Annotated in this window: 14 protein-coding genes and 3 pseudogenes; 8 read left to right on the top strand and 9 right to left on the bottom strand. The window is 38.5% G+C overall.

Annotated elements, in window-relative coordinates; all coding sequences use genetic code 11:
• From J690_RS19380 to J690_RS19370, 3 genes are all read left to right on the top strand, one after another.
• On the top strand, positions 1-4286 hold a 4286-nt coding region (locus J690_RS19380), incomplete at its 5' end, for a BapA/Bap/LapF family large adhesin (RefSeq protein WP_050688064.1).
• 144 nt (positions 4287-4430) lie between these two features.
• Positions 4431-6086, top strand: coding sequence for a glycoside hydrolase family protein (locus J690_RS19375; RefSeq protein WP_032037650.1), 1656 nt, complete (start codon positions 4431-4433; stop codon positions 6084-6086).
• On the top strand, positions 6083-7813 hold the full coding sequence (locus tag J690_RS19370; protein ID WP_032037647.1) for a CapA family protein: 1731 nt from the start codon (positions 6083-6085) through the stop codon (positions 7811-7813). The genes J690_RS19375 and J690_RS19370 overlap by 4 nt, the downstream gene beginning before the upstream one ends.
• Here J690_RS19370 and J690_RS19365 read toward each other — a convergent pair.
• The gene (locus tag J690_RS19365; RefSeq protein WP_032037644.1) at positions 7810-8526 is read right to left on the bottom strand and encodes a zinc metalloprotease; all 717 of its coding nucleotides are present in this window, start codon (positions 8524-8526) and stop codon (positions 7810-7812) included. The genes J690_RS19370 and J690_RS19365 overlap by 4 nt on opposite strands.
• An 82-nt stretch (positions 8527-8608) precedes the next feature.
• On the opposite strand from J690_RS19365, the pseudogene J690_RS0104690 reads away from it, so the two are divergent.
• Both J690_RS0104690 and J690_RS19360 read left to right on the top strand, forming a co-directional pair.
• Positions 8609-8939, top strand: a pseudogene (locus tag J690_RS0104690) (MGMT family protein).
• A gap of 25 nt (positions 8940-8964) precedes the next feature.
• Positions 8965-9714: a hypothetical protein gene (locus tag J690_RS19360; RefSeq protein WP_032037643.1), complete on the top strand. Its 750-nt coding sequence runs from the start codon at positions 8965-8967 to the stop codon at positions 9712-9714.
• Between the two features lie 40 nt (positions 9715-9754).
• On the opposite strand, the gene J690_RS19355 is transcribed toward J690_RS19360, so the two are convergent.
• From J690_RS19355 to J690_RS19345, 3 genes are all read right to left on the bottom strand, one after another.
• Complete coding sequence (locus tag J690_RS19355; RefSeq protein WP_032037640.1) at positions 9755-10192, bottom strand: universal stress protein; 438 nt, start codon at positions 10190-10192, stop codon at positions 9755-9757.
• Between the two features lie 121 nt (positions 10193-10313).
• Positions 10314-10946, bottom strand: coding sequence for a CatB-related O-acetyltransferase (locus tag J690_RS19350; protein WP_032037637.1), 633 nt, complete (start codon positions 10944-10946; stop codon positions 10314-10316).
• 111 nt (positions 10947-11057) lie between these two features.
• Positions 11058-11450, bottom strand: coding sequence for a RidA family protein (locus J690_RS19345; RefSeq protein WP_081405246.1), 393 nt, complete (start codon positions 11448-11450; stop codon positions 11058-11060).
• A gap of 138 nt (positions 11451-11588) precedes the next feature.
• Between J690_RS19345 and J690_RS19340 the strand changes: the two are divergent.
• Positions 11589-12189, top strand: a pseudogene (locus J690_RS19340) (TetR/AcrR family transcriptional regulator).
• Positions 12190-12257: 68 nt separating this feature from the next.
• Here J690_RS19340 and greA read toward each other — a convergent pair.
• The 3 genes from greA to carA form a co-directional block, all read right to left on the bottom strand.
• Complete coding sequence (greA, locus tag J690_RS19335) at positions 12258-12734, bottom strand: transcription elongation factor GreA (RefSeq protein ID WP_002115570.1); 477 nt, start codon at positions 12732-12734, stop codon at positions 12258-12260.
• Positions 12735-12822: 88 nt separating this feature from the next.
• On the bottom strand, positions 12823-16053 hold the full coding sequence (gene carB, locus J690_RS19330; protein ID WP_002115574.1) for a carbamoyl-phosphate synthase large subunit: 3231 nt from the start codon (positions 16051-16053) through the stop codon (positions 12823-12825).
• A gap of 14 nt (positions 16054-16067) precedes the next feature.
• Positions 16068-17207 carry a glutamine-hydrolyzing carbamoyl-phosphate synthase small subunit gene (carA, locus tag J690_RS19325; RefSeq protein ID WP_005067597.1) on the bottom strand — a complete coding sequence of 380 codons (1140 nt, stop codon included), beginning with the start codon at positions 17205-17207 and terminating at the stop codon, positions 16068-16070.
• 136 nt (positions 17208-17343) lie between these two features.
• On the opposite strand from carA, the pseudogene J690_RS24050 reads away from it, so the two are divergent.
• Together J690_RS24050 and J690_RS19320 are read left to right on the top strand one after the other, a co-directional pair.
• A pseudogene (locus J690_RS24050) lies at positions 17344-17490 on the top strand (hypothetical protein); the annotation flags it as partial.
• Positions 17491-17519: 29 nt separating this feature from the next.
• Positions 17520-18107 (top strand): hypothetical protein, encoded by a 588-nt coding sequence (locus J690_RS19320; protein WP_032037629.1) that lies wholly within the window; start codon positions 17520-17522, stop codon positions 18105-18107.
• 59 nt (positions 18108-18166) lie between these two features.
• Here J690_RS19320 and J690_RS19315 read toward each other — a convergent pair whose 3' ends face one another.
• Both J690_RS19315 and yhbY read right to left on the bottom strand, forming a co-directional pair.
• Entirely contained in the window at positions 18167-18703 is a 537-nt protein-coding gene (locus J690_RS19315; RefSeq protein WP_032037626.1) for a DOMON-like domain-containing protein, read from the bottom strand.
• A 16-nt stretch (positions 18704-18719) separates the two neighbouring features.
• A complete protein-coding gene (gene yhbY, locus J690_RS19310; protein ID WP_002115576.1) occupies positions 18720-19043 on the bottom strand; it encodes a ribosome assembly RNA-binding protein YhbY in 324 nt (107 codons plus the stop codon).
• Between the last annotated feature and the right edge of the window lie 84 nt (positions 19044-19127).

Here is a 19127-nt window from a genome sequence, read left to right as displayed (position 1 = left end):
ACACAGACCTTGCAGGTAACCTGGGTACAGGTGATGTACTTGATGGTACCGACGGTTTTGTTGTAGACACTGTTGCACCAACGCTTGCGATTACAGCGGATGACCTTGCACTTGCAGCAGGTGAAACAGCGAACATCAGCTTCACGTTCAGTGAGGCGGTGACTGGTTTTGATGCAAATGACATCACTCTTATTGGCGGTACGTTGAGTGCATTGGTTACAACTGACAACATCACGTGGACAGCAGTGTTCACACCAGATGGTACAGGTACAGCACCAAGCATTAGTGTGGCTAATGGTACTTATACAGATATTGCTGGTAACTTGGGTACAGGCGATGTACTCGATGGTACAGACGGCTTTATCGTTGATATTATTGCGCCAGTAGTTGGCTTCACAAATGTAACTACTAATGATGATACGCCACCATTGACTGGTACGATTGATGATCCTACTGCGACTGTTGTAGTGACTGTTGATGGCTTGAACTATAATGCTACCAACAACGGTGACGGTACTTGGACGCTTGCGGACAATACACTTCCTTCATTAATCGATGGTCCACATACTGTAAGTGTAACTGCAACAGATCCTGCGGGTAATGTATCGATTCCTGCAACTGGTACGGTAACGATTAGTTCGTCTAGTATCATTGCCTTTGATAACACTGATACAGCAGTACTTGCACCTCAACCATTGCTTGTACAAGATGATGCAGCTCTAGGTAGCAAAACATACTTAGCTCTTGTGTCACTTGCTGGACTTGATTTGCAACTTGGTTCTGAAGCGATTGGCTTTACAGTTGGTGCAGGTGATGAAGGTAACGCAACCTTTACGTACAGTGCTTTAATTGGCGTAGATGCATTATCTGATTATTCTCTAGTCCTTCAGAAATTTGATACAACAACGGGGCAATGGACTTCTGTCTATGGTGGTGGCCAAGCAGACATTCTCGATCTTACTTTATTAGGTACAACTCCTAGTGTAGTGATTGATGGTTTAGAAGAAGGTCAATACCGTGCATTCATGACTTATAACGGTCTTCTAGGTATTGGTTTACTTGGTACCTTAACTGGCACAATAGATGTTTATGACACAACGCAAGTAGGTGGATACTACACTGAAGTTGCTGATGGTAACGTCATCACAGAAGTGAATGGTTCAGGTGAAGTAGACATCGTGACTCCAACAACAGTTGTGAGTGCAGTTAACGGTCAACCTGTTGTAGCAGATGGTACGATCATTAATGGTGCTTATGGTACCTTGGAGATAAATCTTGATGGTTCATACATTTATACTCCTACAGCAAGTGCAGCTGGTGTAGGTCAAACAGATGTGTTTGTCTATACATTAACCGATCCTGGAACTGGGGATACTGCTCAAGCAAATCTCAATATTCAATTGAGCTCTGTGAAAGCAGCAGACAACCTAGTAGTGGCTGAAATTAATCCAGAATCGTTGCTTGTTGCAGATGACGTAGCTCTTGGTAGTGCAAGTTACTTAGCAGCAGTTTCTCTCGCTGGTTTGAACTTACAATTATTAGGTGATGCAACCATTGCATTTAATGTGGATGCAGACCGAGAAGGTACAGCTACATTTACCTTCAGTGGACTACTCACTGCGAATGTATTAAGTGACTACTCACTAGTTGTTCAAAAATACGATGCAACTACTGGACAATGGGTATCTATTGGTGGAACTAACCCAGAAGCTTCGCTCATTGATCTATCTCTGATTGGTGGTGTAGCAACTGCTGTAGTAGATGGTTTGGAACCAGGTCAATACCGTGCATTTATCGGTTATGACGGGTTGTTAGGTGTAGGTCTAGGCGGAACATTAACTGGTACGATGGATGTCTATAATCCATACATCGTGGCTGGTTACTCTGTCGAGCCAATTTCTGGCAACGTTATTAAAGATGTTGGTATCAACGGTGCAGTTGATGCTGCAACCCATGACGCTATTATCTCAACAGTTAATGGAAATGCAGTAAGTGCAACTGGTACAACTACGATTGCAGGTACTTACGGTACCTTGGTAATTGATCAAAATGGTAACTACACTTACACACCAAATGCGAATGGACTAAATCTCGGACAAGTTGATGAGTTTACTTATACGTTACTCGATCCAGTTACGGGCAATAGTTCTCAAGCGACTCTATATGTTCACTTGGATAGTGATAGTGTGGATATGACTTGGAACCCTAATGATTCATCTCAACCTGCTGTTATCACAAGCCCAGTTCCTGTTGATGCAATGGATAACGTTGCTTCAGCAACGATTGACATGGTGTATCCAGTAACCACTGAGGTACTTGATAATGCGATCAGCTATAACTGGTTACTCGGTGTAGGTGGAATTGTTATCGGTTCTAAAGAAGGTACAGCGACATTTACAGTTGATCCAGGTAACCTCACTGATGCGATTATTGCAGTGAACTTCGGTTCGGTTGCTACGGTTGTCGATGGTTTACATGTGGTATTAACCCGAGTAAATCCAGACGGCTCTCGTACAGTAGTTGCTGATAGTTCTGATACTGGCGTGATTGATTTGTTAGGTATCTTTGGTTCTGAAGTTCAATTCAAGATTGATAACTTAAGTGCTGGTACTTATGAATTGTTCATGGAAAGTAACACTCTTCTAACAGCTCTAGGTAATGTTACTGCGGATATCACCCTAAATCATGGTGATATTACTCAGCCTCCTGTACTAGTTGTTGATCCTGTGATTGGTAATGTACTCGCTGATGATAACTCTGCTGTTTATGGTACAAACTATGTACCAGACTATATTACGACAACTTCAGTAGTAACTACGGTTACAGCGGAAAATGGTAATACAGAGGCTGTTGTAGTAGGTACTCCAACAACGATCATAGGTGCATATGGTAGTTTGATTATTAATTCAGACGGTACTTATAGCTACCAAGCAACTGCAAATATGGCGAATGTAGGTAAAGTTGATAGCTTCACTTACACAGTGACAGATCCTGTAACTGGTAGAACTGATACAGCGACATTACATGTTCAAGTTGGTTCACCAGATGTTGATGTAACTTGGAACACAGCAGATCCTTCGGCAGATGCTACACTTCCAACACCATCTGTAACAGCTGATACAGATGATGCAACAATCAGTATGACACCAGTTATTGATGCGGCAGTAGATGTATCGAGTGGCAACCTCCAGTTTACTCAAACTGGTACAGTTTTAGGAGTACCTATCTATAGTAATACAGGTACAGTCACTTCTAGCCAATTTACAGTCGCTAACGGTACTTCTGATGATGTTTCAATACAAATTAACTATACGGGGACATTGAGTTTATCCGCTGTAACTACAATTAGTTATGTAATTCAACAAAATGTTGGTGGTACATGGGTTAATACAGCGTATACGGGTTCTACAACACTACTTGCTTCAGCGGCGGGTGTGGGTATTCCAGCGATTAGTGCGGATATCCCTTATTTAACCGCTGGTACATATCAAGTCGTATTTAATATAAGTGCTCTAGTATCAGTTGGGCAGGTAACACTAGATACTGTTGTAACAACTCAGACTACACATCTGGATCAATACACACCAGATGGTCAAACAGACTGGATTACTGGAAACGTACTTACTAATGATGTCGTAGAAGGTACTCAGCTCTATGTAATGAACTCGACAACTGGCACTTATGAGCTAGCTGCAGGTCAAGGAGTCAATACAGGTGAAGGTACGTTGTATCTATACAATGATGGCTCGTACTATTACAAACCATTAGATACTGCTGCAAATGCGACAGTTGATGTGATTGATTACAAGTTAGTTTCAGTGATCGATGGTAGTGAATATACCTCTACATTGACGATTAACTTGAGCCAAGAGTTGAATAGTATTGTGATTAGTACTGCGGCAAATGATACATTTACGCTTGGGAATGGCTCGGATACCTTAATTTACAACGTATTAACTACTGCTACTAATGCAACAGGTGGTAATACAACAACTGGTAATGTAGATGTATGGACCGACTTCCATGTAGGTAATACGGCAACTGATACTCAAGCTGACAAGATTGATATTAGTAACTTATTACTTGGTAACCCAAACAGTTTAACTATTGGGCAATATGTATCGGTAAGCTACGATCCTGCGACTCAAAACGCTACGATTAGCGTTGATCGCGATGGTTTAGGCCTTACTTATTCAAATACTCAATTGTTGACGATTCATCTAGACGAATCTCGAACTTCATTGACCCTCAATGATCTTCTCAACAATGGTCAAATTATCTATTAATAGATAATTAACCAAATAAAAAAAGAGCCTTCGGGTTCTTTTTTTATGTCTAAACAATACGTTAACTTAGCTTTTTACATGTTCATGCTATGATGGATTGAAAACTTTATAGAACAACAAACAACAGATAGGAACTGATTTCGAGTGACAGCATTTTTAAACTTCCAAAGACAACTGAACCTTTGGTTAGAACATATCGCTCCCCATGTTTCAGATCTTCAAAAGAAGACGATTTTATTTATATCATTTGGGCCTAAAGACCAAAGATGTAATGTCTGGCATAGTGAAAAAACAAGCTTTTCACAAGCAAAAATACAATTATTAGCCTTCATTAATGACCAGTTTGCACATGAGTCACTTGTTGATTATATAAAAATTGATGTTGCATATAATTTAACGAAACAAGCTTGGAAAGTAGTAGAGCAGCAAGTCCATCATCAATTTCACAACAACCACTACCGTAAAGGTATTGGGTTTGATGAACACTGTTCAGTAGCTTTTCTTGAGCAAGAGATTTATGGAAAAGCAATTATTCGAGGCTTGAGCTATGACAAACCCAACTTTTTTGATGAAACAAATCTGAATTATGCAATTAAGCAAAAATATAACGCGACTAAACCACAGATTAAACTACAAGAACTACAAGACATTTGGACTTTTGATACCTATGCAGCATTTTATGAAAATGGGCAATTCATTAATTTAGCGAGCGGTTATGATGCGAATGGTATTAGGGCGATTTCGAGCAATAAGAAACAGCATTTTCAGTCGTTAATTGAAAAAAATTCGGCATTTTTGCATGATCAAATTCAAGAAAATGGCAAATTTATCTATGGCTATTTTTCTGCCTATGATCGAGATATTCGTAACTACAATACGGTACGCCACTGTACCTCGGTGTATGCGTTGCTGGAAACATTTGAAGTGCAGAGCAAGCCAGAATATTGGCCCAAGATACATGCTGCTATCCAATATGCACTGACCAACTTCTATAAAGAAAAAGACTCAGAAACTGCTTTTATGATTGATGGTAAAGAAGGGGAGTTTGAAATCAAATTAGGTGCCAATGCGGCTGCTATTTTAATGTTAACTAAATATCAAGAAATTACTCAAAAAATTAATTATCAAAAATATGCAAAGAAACTTGCAAATGGTATTTTAAAATTAATAGATTCAAATGGCTCAACAACTCACGTATTAAATTATCCAGATTATGATTTAAAAGAAAAATTCAGAATTATTTATTATGATGGTGAAGCTGCTTTAGCTTTATTAAGATTATATCAAATCAACCAAGATTCTAGATTATTAGAAACTGTTAAATTAATGTTTGAATGTTTTATTGAAAAGAGATATGAAAAATACCATGATCATTGGTTAAGTTACTGTACAAATGAACTCACTAAAATATGCCCCGAAGATAAATATTTTATTTTTGGTTTAAATAATTATTTAAAACATTTTATTTTTATTCGCAATCGAAAAACGACTTATGCGACTTTACTAGAAATGTTAATGGCTGCTTATAAAATGGTGAACCGTTTAAAAGAGCAGGGGCACACAGCACTTTTCGAGCAAGCTTATATGCCTGAGCTTCAAAAATTAATTGAGTTTAGAGCTGATTTTCAAACGACAGGCTTTTTTTATCCGGAAATGGCGATGTATATGGCTCGGCCAGATAAAATTTTACATGCGTTTTATATTCGTCATGATCGTTTTCGAGTACGGATTGATGACCAAGAGCATAACTTATCAGGTTATATCGCTTACGTAAAAGATTACAAAGGTGATGAGCCATGAAATATCAGCCTGTTGAAATCAAGTTATTAGCACATATCGATACGACAAGTTTCGATGAAGCTTTATGGCAATTCGAATTTGACGATGATATTTCAACACTACTGCTAATTGACTACGCATTAGAGCAATTTCAGCAAAAAAGTGTACAAGCTCAAGATGACTATGTTGTCCCTGAACATCTATCTGAGCAATTAGGTCAGCAAAATCTAGGCTTAAAACCCTCAGAAAGTTATACATTTACCGAGTTATTGCAGTTCTTAATTTTTACTCAAGCAGCAGATGTAAAAGATGCTTTAAGTAATATGCTCTGCGGTATAAATGAGCAAGTATCTTTAATTTTCTCTAAAAGAGCCGCTACCTATAACTTAACCCTAAAAAATGCAGGTACCCAAAATCAGTTAAAGAATTTGTTTTTATTGATCAGAAAAATTTATAGCTATCCCAATGATATAAAAGAACTATTCTTTATAAAAGAGCTGAATTTTCAAGGAAAGTCTTATCTCCCTCAGACACCATTAATGGGACGGAATGTAGTAGAGGTCTTATATCTTACAAACTCATTTAGAAAAATTTATCTGACGTTCTTTGAAGAAAACCAAACGATTGGTTTCTTTTCATTTTTAGATGATATTCATCGTGCTGAGCACTTGATTCCTTACTATCATTGTTTTCAAGCACAGAAGGTACAACCTAAAGTTTGCTCAGCCCCAAGTGGCATTATTAACATTCTAGGCGATACCTACTTTGGGGAAATCTACACTGAAAAGCGCAGGTCAAAGGGTCAAAAAGATGCTATACAACAATATGGATATGACTATTCTTTTAAAAAAATAAAAGCTTTTTTAGGTGATCATGACTTAAATATTGCTAACTTTGAAGCGGTGTTTTCTTTAGAAAACCAATCTCCTTTAGGTCATAAAAAGCCATTTATTCTTAAAGCTGATGCTGAACAAACATTAGCAGCATTCAAAAATATTCACGTTAATCATGTGGTGTTGGCAAATAACCATCTAAAAGACTATGGGGATCGTGGGCTGACCTATACATTACAACAGTTGAATCAGGCTAACATTTCTTATATCGGGGCAGGTGTAAACCAAAAAGATGCTCATAACTACTTTGAACTCTCTTTTGAAAATAAGCGTTATGCTATTTTTAACGGATACTGGCACAGAGATACTGCCTATCTCGATTATGATTTTTATGCTTTAGGTTATAAGAGTGGGGTTGCGTGTTTAAATGGTGTTTTGCTTGAACAAATAGGTCGCTATAGGCTGACTCATCCTGAACATAAAATTATTGTTATTTGCCATTGGGGTGTCGACTTTAAGCCAATTACAAAAGAACAGAGTAAGCTTGCTACCATTCTAACTCAAGCTGGCGCTGACTTGATCATTGGTCATGGTGCTCATACTATTCAACCTGTCCAGATCATTAACCAAAAGCCAGTCGTGTTTGGTATTGGCAATGCTGTGTTTAATAGCAATGGCGAATATGACAAACACAATGCCTTACCTTATGGTTGTATAGCAAGGTTAGATTTGTCAAAAGACTTACTTCGTCTTTATCCAATTTACACCAATAATTTGAAAACATTTTGGCAGCCATATCCAGTCAATGCTGAAGATTTCTTAAAAGCTAGTACTTACATGGCATCTTCACTGACCCCTGAAAATTACATCGCTACCCAAGATAACTTAGGGCCATATATTGAATTTAAATTTTAGGGATATTGTTTGTATGTCGATAAAATAGTTTGAAGTTGTACTGGCGTAAATCCTAAATTTCTTAAGCCACCACTGCCTAATTTACATTCGGCGCTTGCCATGATGTTTGTTGGAGTACGTTTTGTAGCTTTTGGTGCACAAACATGTTTTAGTCCAAACACATGTCCCATTTCATGTACGCTACCAGCCTGAATATTATAATTGAGGCGGTTCCAGTCTAATAAAATAAAGGGTTTGCCATTATTACGAAAAGCTCTACTTGTTACATCTTCAAATTTCCATTTCGTTGAGTAGGCATCATAAATAAAAACAATCACTTCTTTACTTGCAGTTCGTTTCGGAAAACACGTATTTACACTGGCAGGAATGGTTTCAATCGTAATTGGGGAGGGCTGATTAATCTGTTGTTTTAAATCACAATGTAATTTTGAAAACTCTTCATAAGGAATATAACGATGTAATTTAAATTTAAAAATTTTATTATTTTTATCATCTACATAGTATTTATTTAATATTTTAATTTCCTTACGCATCTGTTGATAATTATCAAACTTTGTAGCTTCTGGAGAGTTGGTTGTAAAAACAAAAGTGACTGGAATAATAGGACGGCCATCTGTAGAGACTTTAGGTGTTTCTCCTAAAGGAAGAGGAGGGCGTGTAGTACAAGAAACGCATAGTAAAGTGCCAGTAATCACCAGTAATGTTTTTTTCATGCAGATTTCCCTCAAGCCCACCTTGGATTGCATTTAGTTTTGTTCAAAAAATTTTTATATGATATGAATGATGTCAATTTTTATGGAGTCCATTTTGACAACTCAGTATGAACTACATCGGCAAATTTTAGAAGTCATTGCTTTGATTCCTTACGGAAAAGTTGCAACCTATGGACAAGTGGCTCGTATGGCAGGATTACCAAAACATGCAAGATTAGTCGGCTATGTTTTGAAACATCTTGAAGCTGATCATCAAGTTCCCTTGGTATCGTGTGATTAATTCTCAAGGCAAAATTAGCCTAAGTAAATTTAATGAAAAAGGTGAAAATATTCAGCAATTAAAATTGGAAGCTGAAGGTGTCTATTTGTTAAATGGTAAAGTTGACTTAAAGCAGTTTGCTTGGCAGCCTTAATATTTATGTTAGAGAGTAAATACACATGCAAAAGAATAATAAATGGTGTAGTGGAGCAGTATTACTTTTAAGTTTGATGGCACAGGTGAGTTATGCTGAAAAGGATATTTCAACTCAACCTTTTGCAAATATAAAGGCTTCTCAGCAAGACATAGATTTGATATGCAAGCAACTGAGACAGAAATGCAGTGGTGAAGCTATCCTGTGGAAGGGAAAAAATACGCAAGATTCGATTTATTACCTAATAGATGAAAGTCCACAAATTGTTCAGGTTAAGAAGCAAAATAATCAATATAAAGTAGTTGATCAATGGGACTTTAAAGATTATCAACATAATAATAAAGAGCCTCACACCGATGATTTGGCACCAGATGGATTACAAATCTTTCCAGCTTTATATCCATTAAATAAAAATGAGTTTGCAATCGCAGTAGTTAATAGATGGTTTACGGGTTACTCAGGAGGAGGGCGTTTTGAAGAAAATGCTGACTTCATTAAGCTCAAACCTCATGGGGAGTATCAAGTTGCACTAAAAGATATTGCTTTTTCTTCACGAGAAATGATTCGAGCATGTTTTTCAGAACAAGATTATAAAAAATCGCCCCATTGTCATGATGAGGCATGGATGATACTAAACATTCAATTTAAAGATGTGGGACAACCATATTATTTATGGCAATTAAATTATAAAAATTATTCTTGGGAAGCTTTCAAAAGTAAAAAAACAATAACGGTTGAGCAATCGCGTGAAGAGGTTATGCCTTTTAAGAAATAGAAGCCTATCTTGCTCACTTTAGCCAAACAGGCGTCTCACTTTAGCGAACAATTAACACAGGAATATGGCTTTCCCCTAAAACTTTTTGTGCAACACTTCCCAACACGAGTTTTCGGACTCCCGTGCGGCCATGAGAACCCATGACAATCAGATCTGTATTTAAGTCTTGAGCAGCTTGAATGATTTCCTCATGTACAACAAAGCCTTCCAACAGTTTGGTTTCAACAGTAATGCCTTCATTGGCAAATTCTTGTTTTGCTTTTTCTAAAATGTCGAGCAAATAAGTTCTTGTACGTTCAATCAACTCATTAGTTTGGCCAGTTTTTACGTAGACATCAGCAATAAATGGATCAAGTGCCATCACTTGTACAACTGTAATTTTGCTATTTAATGCTTTTCCCAGCTTAATGGCCTCTTTCATGGCAACCATAGAAGTTTCAGAACCGTCAATTGGTACCAAAATATGTTGATATAACATGAGTATTTTCCTTATTGTAATGATGCTTATTTATTAATACTTTATACCTATTTTTTGACGATTTAAATTCAAGCACGTAATCATTTGTGATTTTATAACGACAAATTTTGTAGATAAATTTTTATAAATTGCGCAAATTTTCTATATGTGTAGATAAAGCAGCAATATCGTCAGTTTGAAGATATTCACGTATTTTCAAAATTTGCTTCTCATCTAAATCATAAAGTTTTAAAGCAAGTAGTTTGTCGATTTGTTCTTGAGGAAAGCGATATTTAATAATTTTCGCAGGCACTCCACCTACAATTGCATAAGGAGGAACATCTTTAGTTACCACGGCTCCAGTGGCGACCACTGCACCTTCACCTAGTTTGATACCTTGCATAATCATGGCACGGCTACCAATCCAGCAGCCATCAGCAATAATAGTATCGCCAGCCGCCAAAAAACTACGAGTATCAAAAGGGAAAGTTGAAATCCAGTTAGGTCTATGAAGCTGATTACCACCCATCATGATTACACACTCAGCGCCAAAACAAACAAAATTGCCAATATAAAGTTGGTCAATCGGTTTTTCTGGGGTTGAAGCTTTGTCATGTAAATAACGTACTACACAACGTTCAAAGCCTTGATCCCAATAAGCTGAATAATAAGAATAATGACCGCTGATATGGATGTTCGGATTTTTAACAGTTTTGGAAATAAACTCAAATTCACACCAATGACGAACAGGGGAGCCAATTAACTTTTCAGCCATAAGGGAAATATAAAAAAGGGAATACACCATTATACCGAATTGCGATTCAAGCTGAACCAATAATCTCAGCTCAGCCAATGAATAGAATACTAAAGTACGTGCTAATTTGAATTAATTACTATGAGGAATACGTGCAATAACTTTAATTTCAAAATCAAAACCTGCTAACCAAGTTACCCCCACAGCGGTCCAATTAGGATAAGGCTTTTGTGTAAAGATTTGATTTTTAACTTTCATAATGCTTTCAAACTGCCGTTCTGGATCAGTATGAAAGGTGGTGACATCAATAATATCATCGAAAGTACAACCTGCTGCTTTCAGTGTATCTGCTAAGTTCTTAAAAGCTTGGATTACCTGTTTTTCAAAATCAGGTACAGGTGAGCCATCTTCAAGGCTACCAACCTGACCTGAAACAAAGAGTAAATCTTTCGATTGAATTGCGGCTGAATAACCATGTTGTTCATATAATGCATGGCGGTCTTTAGGAAATATTGCAGTTCTCATCAGGTTTGTTCTCCTTCAGTATTTAAATACCAATCAGTAAATGTCGCTCAGGTTTCACATACGCCTCGTATGTAAAATAATTGACATACGAGGCGTATGTCAATTAAAATTTTTTGTGATGATTAGCTGGTGAAATACATGTCTGTTCGTGAACAAAAGATGGCGGAAACCCGCAAGAAACTGATTGAAGTAGCACGTCGTGCATTTGCTGAATATGGCTATGCAGATACTTCAATGGATAAACTCACGGCAGAAGCAGGGTTGACCCGTGGGGCGCTATACCATCATTTTGGCGATAAGCGTGGTTTATTTGCTGCAGTGGTCGATCAAATTGATTCACAAATGGCAGAATATGCCCAGCAGCATCTAGAGCAGCCTGATGATCTTTGGGAAGGATTGCTACTTGAAGGGCAGGCCTATATTCAAAATGCTTTAAATCCTGAGTTTCAGCGTATTGTGTTACGTGACGGACCTGCCGTGCTAGGTGATCCAGCACATTGGCCAAGTCAAAACAGATGTCTGCAGTCTACCCGTGAGTGCGTTAAACAGCTATTAACAGCAAAACAAATTAAAACTGTAGATCCTGAAGCGGCAGCAGTGCTTTTAAATGGGGCTGCCATGAACGCTGCATTATGGGTGGCTTCTAGTGAATATCCTGAACAGGTACTTCCTGAAGCATTAAATGCTTTTAAAATCTTTGCATCAGGCTTTTTAAAATATGCATAGTGAATTTTTTTAATATTTGTCTGAAATATAAAAAACCCCTCAATTGAGGGGTTTTATAGTTTAAGTATATCTATTTATAAATTAAAGATATTCTACACTTACGATTTCATATTCCACTTCGCCTTGAGGAGTAACGATTTTTACTTCATCACCTTCACTCTTGCTCAAAAGGCCACGTGCGATTGGTGAGTTCACTGAGATTTTATTGATTTTAAAATCAGCTTCATCATCACCAACAATTTTATAAGTCTTACGTTCTTCAGTATCAAGGTTTTCAATCGTTACCGTAACACCGAATACAACACGACCGTTTTGTTCTAAGTCCTTAACATCGATGACTTGTGAAGCACCCAATTTTCCTTCGATATCTTGGATGCGTCCTTCACAGAAACCTTGCTGTTCACGAGCAGCATGGTATTCTGCATTTTCTTTTAAGTCCCCATGTTCACGTGCTTCAGCAATTGCTTGAGTAATACGTGGACGTTCAACAGATTTCAGATGTTGTAATTCTTTCTCTAAGGCGATTTTACCTTCAGGGGTCATTGGATAACGTTGCATTTCGGTCCCTCTTAAGTTAAGAAAACAAAGTAAAAAAAATAAAAAAATCCCGCCACCGATAAGGTGACGGGACTTATCGGTAAAAAAATTAACCTACAGTTAAATCTTGCAAGCGGTATACATCCATTGGCAATTTCACAGCAAAGGCTTGGCAAACAGCTTCTGCGCCATTGATGGTCGTTGTGTAATACACTTTGCCTTGTAGGGCAGCACGACGAATCATTGCAGAGTCATATTGAGCCTGTTTACCTTCAGTGGTATTGACAATAAGGTGTATTTCACCATTTTTCAAGCGGTCAACAATATGTGGACGACCTTCAGTAACTTTATTTACAGATTCGCATTCTAAACCTGCTTCTTTAAGCACTTGGTAAGTACCACCTGTTGCAACAAGCTTGAAGCCATATTCAACTAATTTCTTAGCGATATCAGCGATGTATTTCTTGTCAGATTCACGTACTGATAAGAAAGCATGTTTTACTTCGCCTTCAGTTGGTAAACCAGGTAAGCGTTCATTTGAGCCTAAAACAGCTTTATAGAATGCTTCACCAAATGTTTTACCTACGCCCATCACTTCACCTGTAGATTTCATCTCAGGTCCAAGCATAGGGTCTACGCCTTGGAATTTAGCGAATGGGAAAACGGCTTCCTTCACAGCAAAGTGAGTTGGAATGATTTCTTTAGTAAACCCTTGAGACTCAAGAGATTGCCCTGCCATACAACGCGCAGCAACTTTCGCTAAAGAATCACCAATACACTTCGATACGAATGGAACTGTACGTGAAGCACGTGGGTTAACTTCTAGAACGTAAATATCGTCACCTTTTACAGCGAACTGAACGTTCATCAAGCCAACAACGCCAAGTTCTTTTGCCATCGCAATCGTTTGACGACGCATTTCATCCTGAATTTCTTTAGATAAAGAATAAGGAGGAATCGAACATGCAGAGTCACCTGAGTGAATACCTGCTTGTTCAATATGCTGCATGATACCGCCGATCACAACGTCTTTACCGTCAGATACACAGTCAACATCAACTTCAGTTGCGTCATCTAGGAAACGGTCAAGAAGAACAGGGGCTTCATTAGATGCTTGAACTGCTTCACGAAGGTAACGTTTAAGTTCTTCTTCGTTATATACGATTTCCATTGCACGACCACCTAATACATAAGATGGGCGAACAACAAGCGGATAACCTACTTTTGCAGCTTCAGAGATACCTTCTTCAGCAGATTTTACAATGCTGTTGTTTGGTTGACGAAGCTGTAAACGTTGGATCATTTGTTGGAAACGTTCACGATCTTCAGCACGGTCAATCGCATCTGGTGATGTACCGATAATTGGAGTACCTGCTTCTTCTAAAGCACGTGCCAATTTAAGCGGAGTTTGACCGCCGTACTGTACGATTACGCCTTTAGGTTTCTCTGTACGTACGATTTCAAGTACATCTTCAAGTGTTACAGGTTCGAAGTATAGACGGTCAGATGTGTCATAGTCGGTAGAAACAGTTTCAGGGTTACAGTTCACCATGATTGTTTCGTAACCGTCTTCACGCATAGCTAATGCAGCGTGTACACAGCAGTAGTCAAATTCGATACCTTGACCAATACGGTTTGGACCACCACCAATGACCATGATCTTGTCACGGTTTGATGGATTTGCTTCACATTCTTCATCGTAAGTTGAATACATGTATGCAGTACCAGATTCAAACTCTGCTGCACATGTATCAACGCGTTTGTAAACTGGATAAACACCCAAGTTCCAACGTTGTTTACGGAATTGCTTTTGTGAAATGCCCATGAGGTGAGCAATACGAAGGTCAGATAAACCTTTACGCTTAAACGAACGGATGTTGTCAGCGTTTAAGTCACCAAAACCTAAAGTTTTCACTTGAGCTTCAGTTTTAATGATGTCTTGAATTTGGATAAGGAACCAGCGGTCAATCTTAGTCGCTTCAAAAACTTCATCTAAAGAGAAACCATGACGGAAAGCGTCCGCTACGTACCAGATACGCTCAGGACCCGGAACTTTAAGTTCTTTTAGAATAATTTCTTTTGCATTTGTTGCACCAGCTTCGATTTTTTCATCAAAACCGCTTACACCAACTTCAAGACCACGTAATGCTTTTTGTACAGATTCTTGGAAGTTACGGCCAATTGCCATCACTTCACCAACAGATTTCATCTGAGTGGTAAGAACTGGTTCAGCTTGTGGGAATTTCTCGAAGTTAAAACGAGGAATCTTCGTTACAACGTAGTCAATTGATGGTTCGAAGCTTGCAGGAGTTATGCCACCAGTGATGTCATTTTTCAATTCATCAAGGGTATAACCAACAGCAAGTTTTGCTGCGATTTTAGCAATCGGGAAACCTGTTGCTTTAGAAGCAAGCGCAGATGAACGAGATACACGTGGGTTCATCTCGATCACAACCATACGTCCGTCTTTCGGGTTAATACCGAACTGGACGTTAGAACCACCTGTTTCAACACCAATTTCACGAAGAACTGCAACTGAAGCATTACGCATCAATTGGTATTCTTTGTCAGTTAATGTTTGAGCTGGTGCTACAGTAATTGAGTCACCAGTGTGTACGCCCATTGGGTCGAAGTTTTCGATGGCACATACGATAATACAGTTGTCGTTTTTGTCACGAACAACTTCCATTTCGTATTCTTTCCAACCAATTAAAGATTCATCGATCAATAACTGGTGAGTAGGAGAGAGGTCAAAACCTCGTTCACAAATCTCAAGGAATTCTTCACGGTTATATGCAATACCGCCACCCGAACCACCCATTGTGAATGATGGACGGATAATTACTGGGAAACCAAAGCGTGACTGGATTTCTAAAGCTTCTTCCATTGTTTCAGCAATGGCAGCTTTTGGACATTCCAAGCCAATTTTACGCATAGCGATATCGAAGAGTTTACGATCTTCGGCTTTCTCAATTGCGTCTTTAGTTGCACCAATTAATTCAACATTATATTTCTCAAGAACGCCGTGCTCATCAAGTGCAAGAGCACAGTTCAACGCAGTTTGGCCACCCATAGTTGGCAATACTGCATCTGGGCGTTCTTTTTCAATAATCTGTGCAACTGTTTGCCAAGTAATTGGCTCAATATAAGTTGCATCAGCCATTGAAGGGTCTGTCATAATGGTTGCTGGGTTAGAGTTAACCAAAATAACACGGTAGCCTTCTTCACGAAGCGCTTTACACGCTTGAGCACCTGAGTAGTCAAACTCACATGCCTGACCAATCACAATCGGGCCAGCACCAATAATTAAGATGCTTTTAATATCCGTACGTTTAGGCATTATTCGCTCCTTAATTACTGTTTAGATGCTTCGATAAGTTCGATGAAATGATCGAACAATGGGGCACAATCATGTGGACCTGGGCTTGCTTCAGGGTGACCTTGGAAGCTGAAAGCTGGTTTGTCTGTACGGTGAATCCCTTGTAAGGTGCCATCGAACAATGATTTATGCGTTGCTTTTAAGTTAGCCGGTAAAGTTTCAGCATCTACAGCGAAACCATGGTTTTGTGAAGTAATCATCACTGTACCATCTTCAAGATTTTGTACAGGGTGGTTAGCACCGTGGTGACCATGATTCATTTTTACAGTTTTTGCACCAGAAGCGAGTGCCAAGATTTGGTGGCCTAAGCAAATACCAAATACAGGTAATGTTGTGGTTTCAACAATAGTTTTTACAGCTTCGATTGCATAATCACAAGCAGCTGGATCGCCAGGACCATTTGAAAGGAATACGCCATCCGGATTAAGTGCCAATACTTTTTCAGCCGGAGTTTCTGCGGGAACAACGGTTAATTTGCAACCGCGGTCTGCAAGCATACGCAAGATGTTGGTTTTGACACCGTAATCGTATGCAACTACATGATATTTTAATTCAGGTTGAGAGAAGCCTTGGCCTAGAGTCCATGAACCTTCAGACCATTCAAAACCAGTTGGATCGCAACATTCTTTTGCAAGGTCTAAACCGTTTAAGCCACCAAAAGCACGAGCTTTGGCTATAGCTTCTTCTTCAGTAATATTTTCGCCAGCAAGGATGCAACCATTTTGTGCACCTTTGTCACGCAAAATACGTGTTAATTTACGTGTATCAATATCCGCGATTGCAACAACATTGTGTTCTTGCAAATATTCACTCAATGACTGTTCAGCACGGAAGTTGCTGTGTAGTAGTGGAAGGTCACGAATAATTAAACCATTCGCCCATACTTTATGGATACGACCAGATTCAACGTCTTCCGCGTTGCAGCCAGTGTTTCCGATATGTGGGTAAGTTAATGTCACAATTTGTTGTGCATAACTTGGGTCAGTCAAAATTTCTTGATAGCCTGTCATGGCTGTGTTAAAAACGACTTCTCCAGTCGTACTTCCCGTTGCGCCGATTGACGTTCCTTTAAAGATCGTTCCATCTGCGAGGGCTAAAATGGCGGGGGTGCTCAAACCAAAGCTCCTGAATTTCGGCTGTAAAAAAGCGAGTAGACCCAAAAAAGATAGGCGATGTTGTGATAAAACATGCCCCTCCCTATCGGTCTGCTCGCTTGTAACTTAACAGCGCATTATACGCATGGAACCTTAAAAAGTCTATTTATTTTCTGCTAAAAAACATAATTCATTGCTTGATTTTTACAAAAAAATTATCCGCTCATCCGAATCAGTTACTTTTGATAAATTGTCTAACAATTTGCTGGCTGAATTTTTAGAACTGGATTTATTGTATTGCTAGTTAAAAAATAAACAATATGAGGAAATAGCATGAGTAATGATCAAGTTTCAAAAGATGTGAGCGAGAAAGCTCAAGCAGTTGTTGATTCAGTAAAAGCTGAGGTGAATGAAGTGAAAGAAACCGTAGCTGCTACTACAACTAAAGCGAAAAGAACAGTAACTGCTAAAACTGCGCAAGTAAAAGAAAGTGTTGCCGAGAAAACTGAGCAGATTAAAGAAGTTGCTACAGAAGCGAAAACTCAGGTGAAAGAAGCTATTACTGAAACTCAAGAGCAGGTCAAAGAAGTTTTAAGCGAAACTCAAGAAAAAATTGAAGCTGAAACTCATGAGTTAAATAAGAATATTCAAAATCAATTTGTTCAAATTAAACAAGATATTCTACAACGTCTTGATGTGATTAAAGCTCAGTTTAGCACCTCACAAGAAGGACTTGCTGAACTTAAAAATGCTTTGAAAGCAGAAATTAACGCACTTATCGAAGATTTGACTAAAGTCAGTAAAGAACTTAAAGGTGATATTAGCCAGATTTCTTTGAAGCACAAAGATTCTTTAAGTGAAAGTATTAAGCGTACTAAAAATAATGCAGTTGAAGCCTGGAATAAAGCACGAGATAACTAATGATCTTAGCTTTTAGCTAGCTATAAAAAAGCGAGAATTAATTTCTCGCTTTTTTACTTTTAAAACTGATGTAACCAGTCACGCTTATTATGGAAATCTGCACTTTTTCCACTATGCTGCATTGCATAGTACTGTATACCTTCTTTGGTTTTTAAAACTGCAGTTAAACCTAAATAAAGGTTTGCCCATTTCAAGCGATGCTGTTGCATAAATTGTCCCAAATCAAGACTAACATTTAAGCCATAATGAGTACGCTTGAGATGGTTCAGTTCGATATCGTAAGCAGCAAGGGGAGGCATACTTTCTGGATAGCGATATTCTTCAAACTGATAAGACTGCCATGCTTGAGAAGGGGAAAGGTTAATTTCCCGATAATAATCTTCATCATGCACGCCAACAAAAATTTCGAAACAAGTTTCTTCCCACAAAAAATCCTGACGAGGATGAGCCGTGACTTCTTGGGGCCAGACAATGAGTTGATTTGGATCACGAATCCAAAAACCGACATTTAAGGTGTGCGGTGCTTGCTGTTCAATTGCGCCAACAACAGAAACAGCATGAAAACGATCAAAAGCTGAAAGTTCGTAACTTGCCATAGTTTGTCAAATCAAATTAGTTTGCTAAATGAGCGTGGCGAACAAGATTAGACAAATGCTGGTTTTGCTTAGCTGCTTTTTTGTAAAGTAAAACAATTTTACCAATCTTTTGCACAGCTTCTGCGCCAGTCGCTTCTACAATTGCATCAATTACAGCAGTACGTGCTTCACGGTCTTCACCAGCAACTTTAACTTTGATAAGTTCGTGGTCGTTTAAAGCACGAAGAGTTTCTTCGATAACAGCATCTGTTAAGCCTTGTCCACCAATCATGACAACCGGATTAAGCACATGACCAATTTGACGTAAACGTTTACGTTCATGGATAGATAAAGCGGCCATTAAAAATACCTGATTTTAAAAACGACTTAGTATAGCAAAAAACTTAAATTCAGATGTACGAAAAACTGTATAAATAATCGATCA

It is taken from the genome of Acinetobacter sp. 742879 (assembly GCF_000588535.1).
GTDB lineage: Bacteria > Pseudomonadota > Gammaproteobacteria > Pseudomonadales > Moraxellaceae > Acinetobacter > Acinetobacter pittii.
Note: the sequence above shows the minus strand (reverse complement) of the source record. Positions and strands in the feature narration are given on the sequence as shown.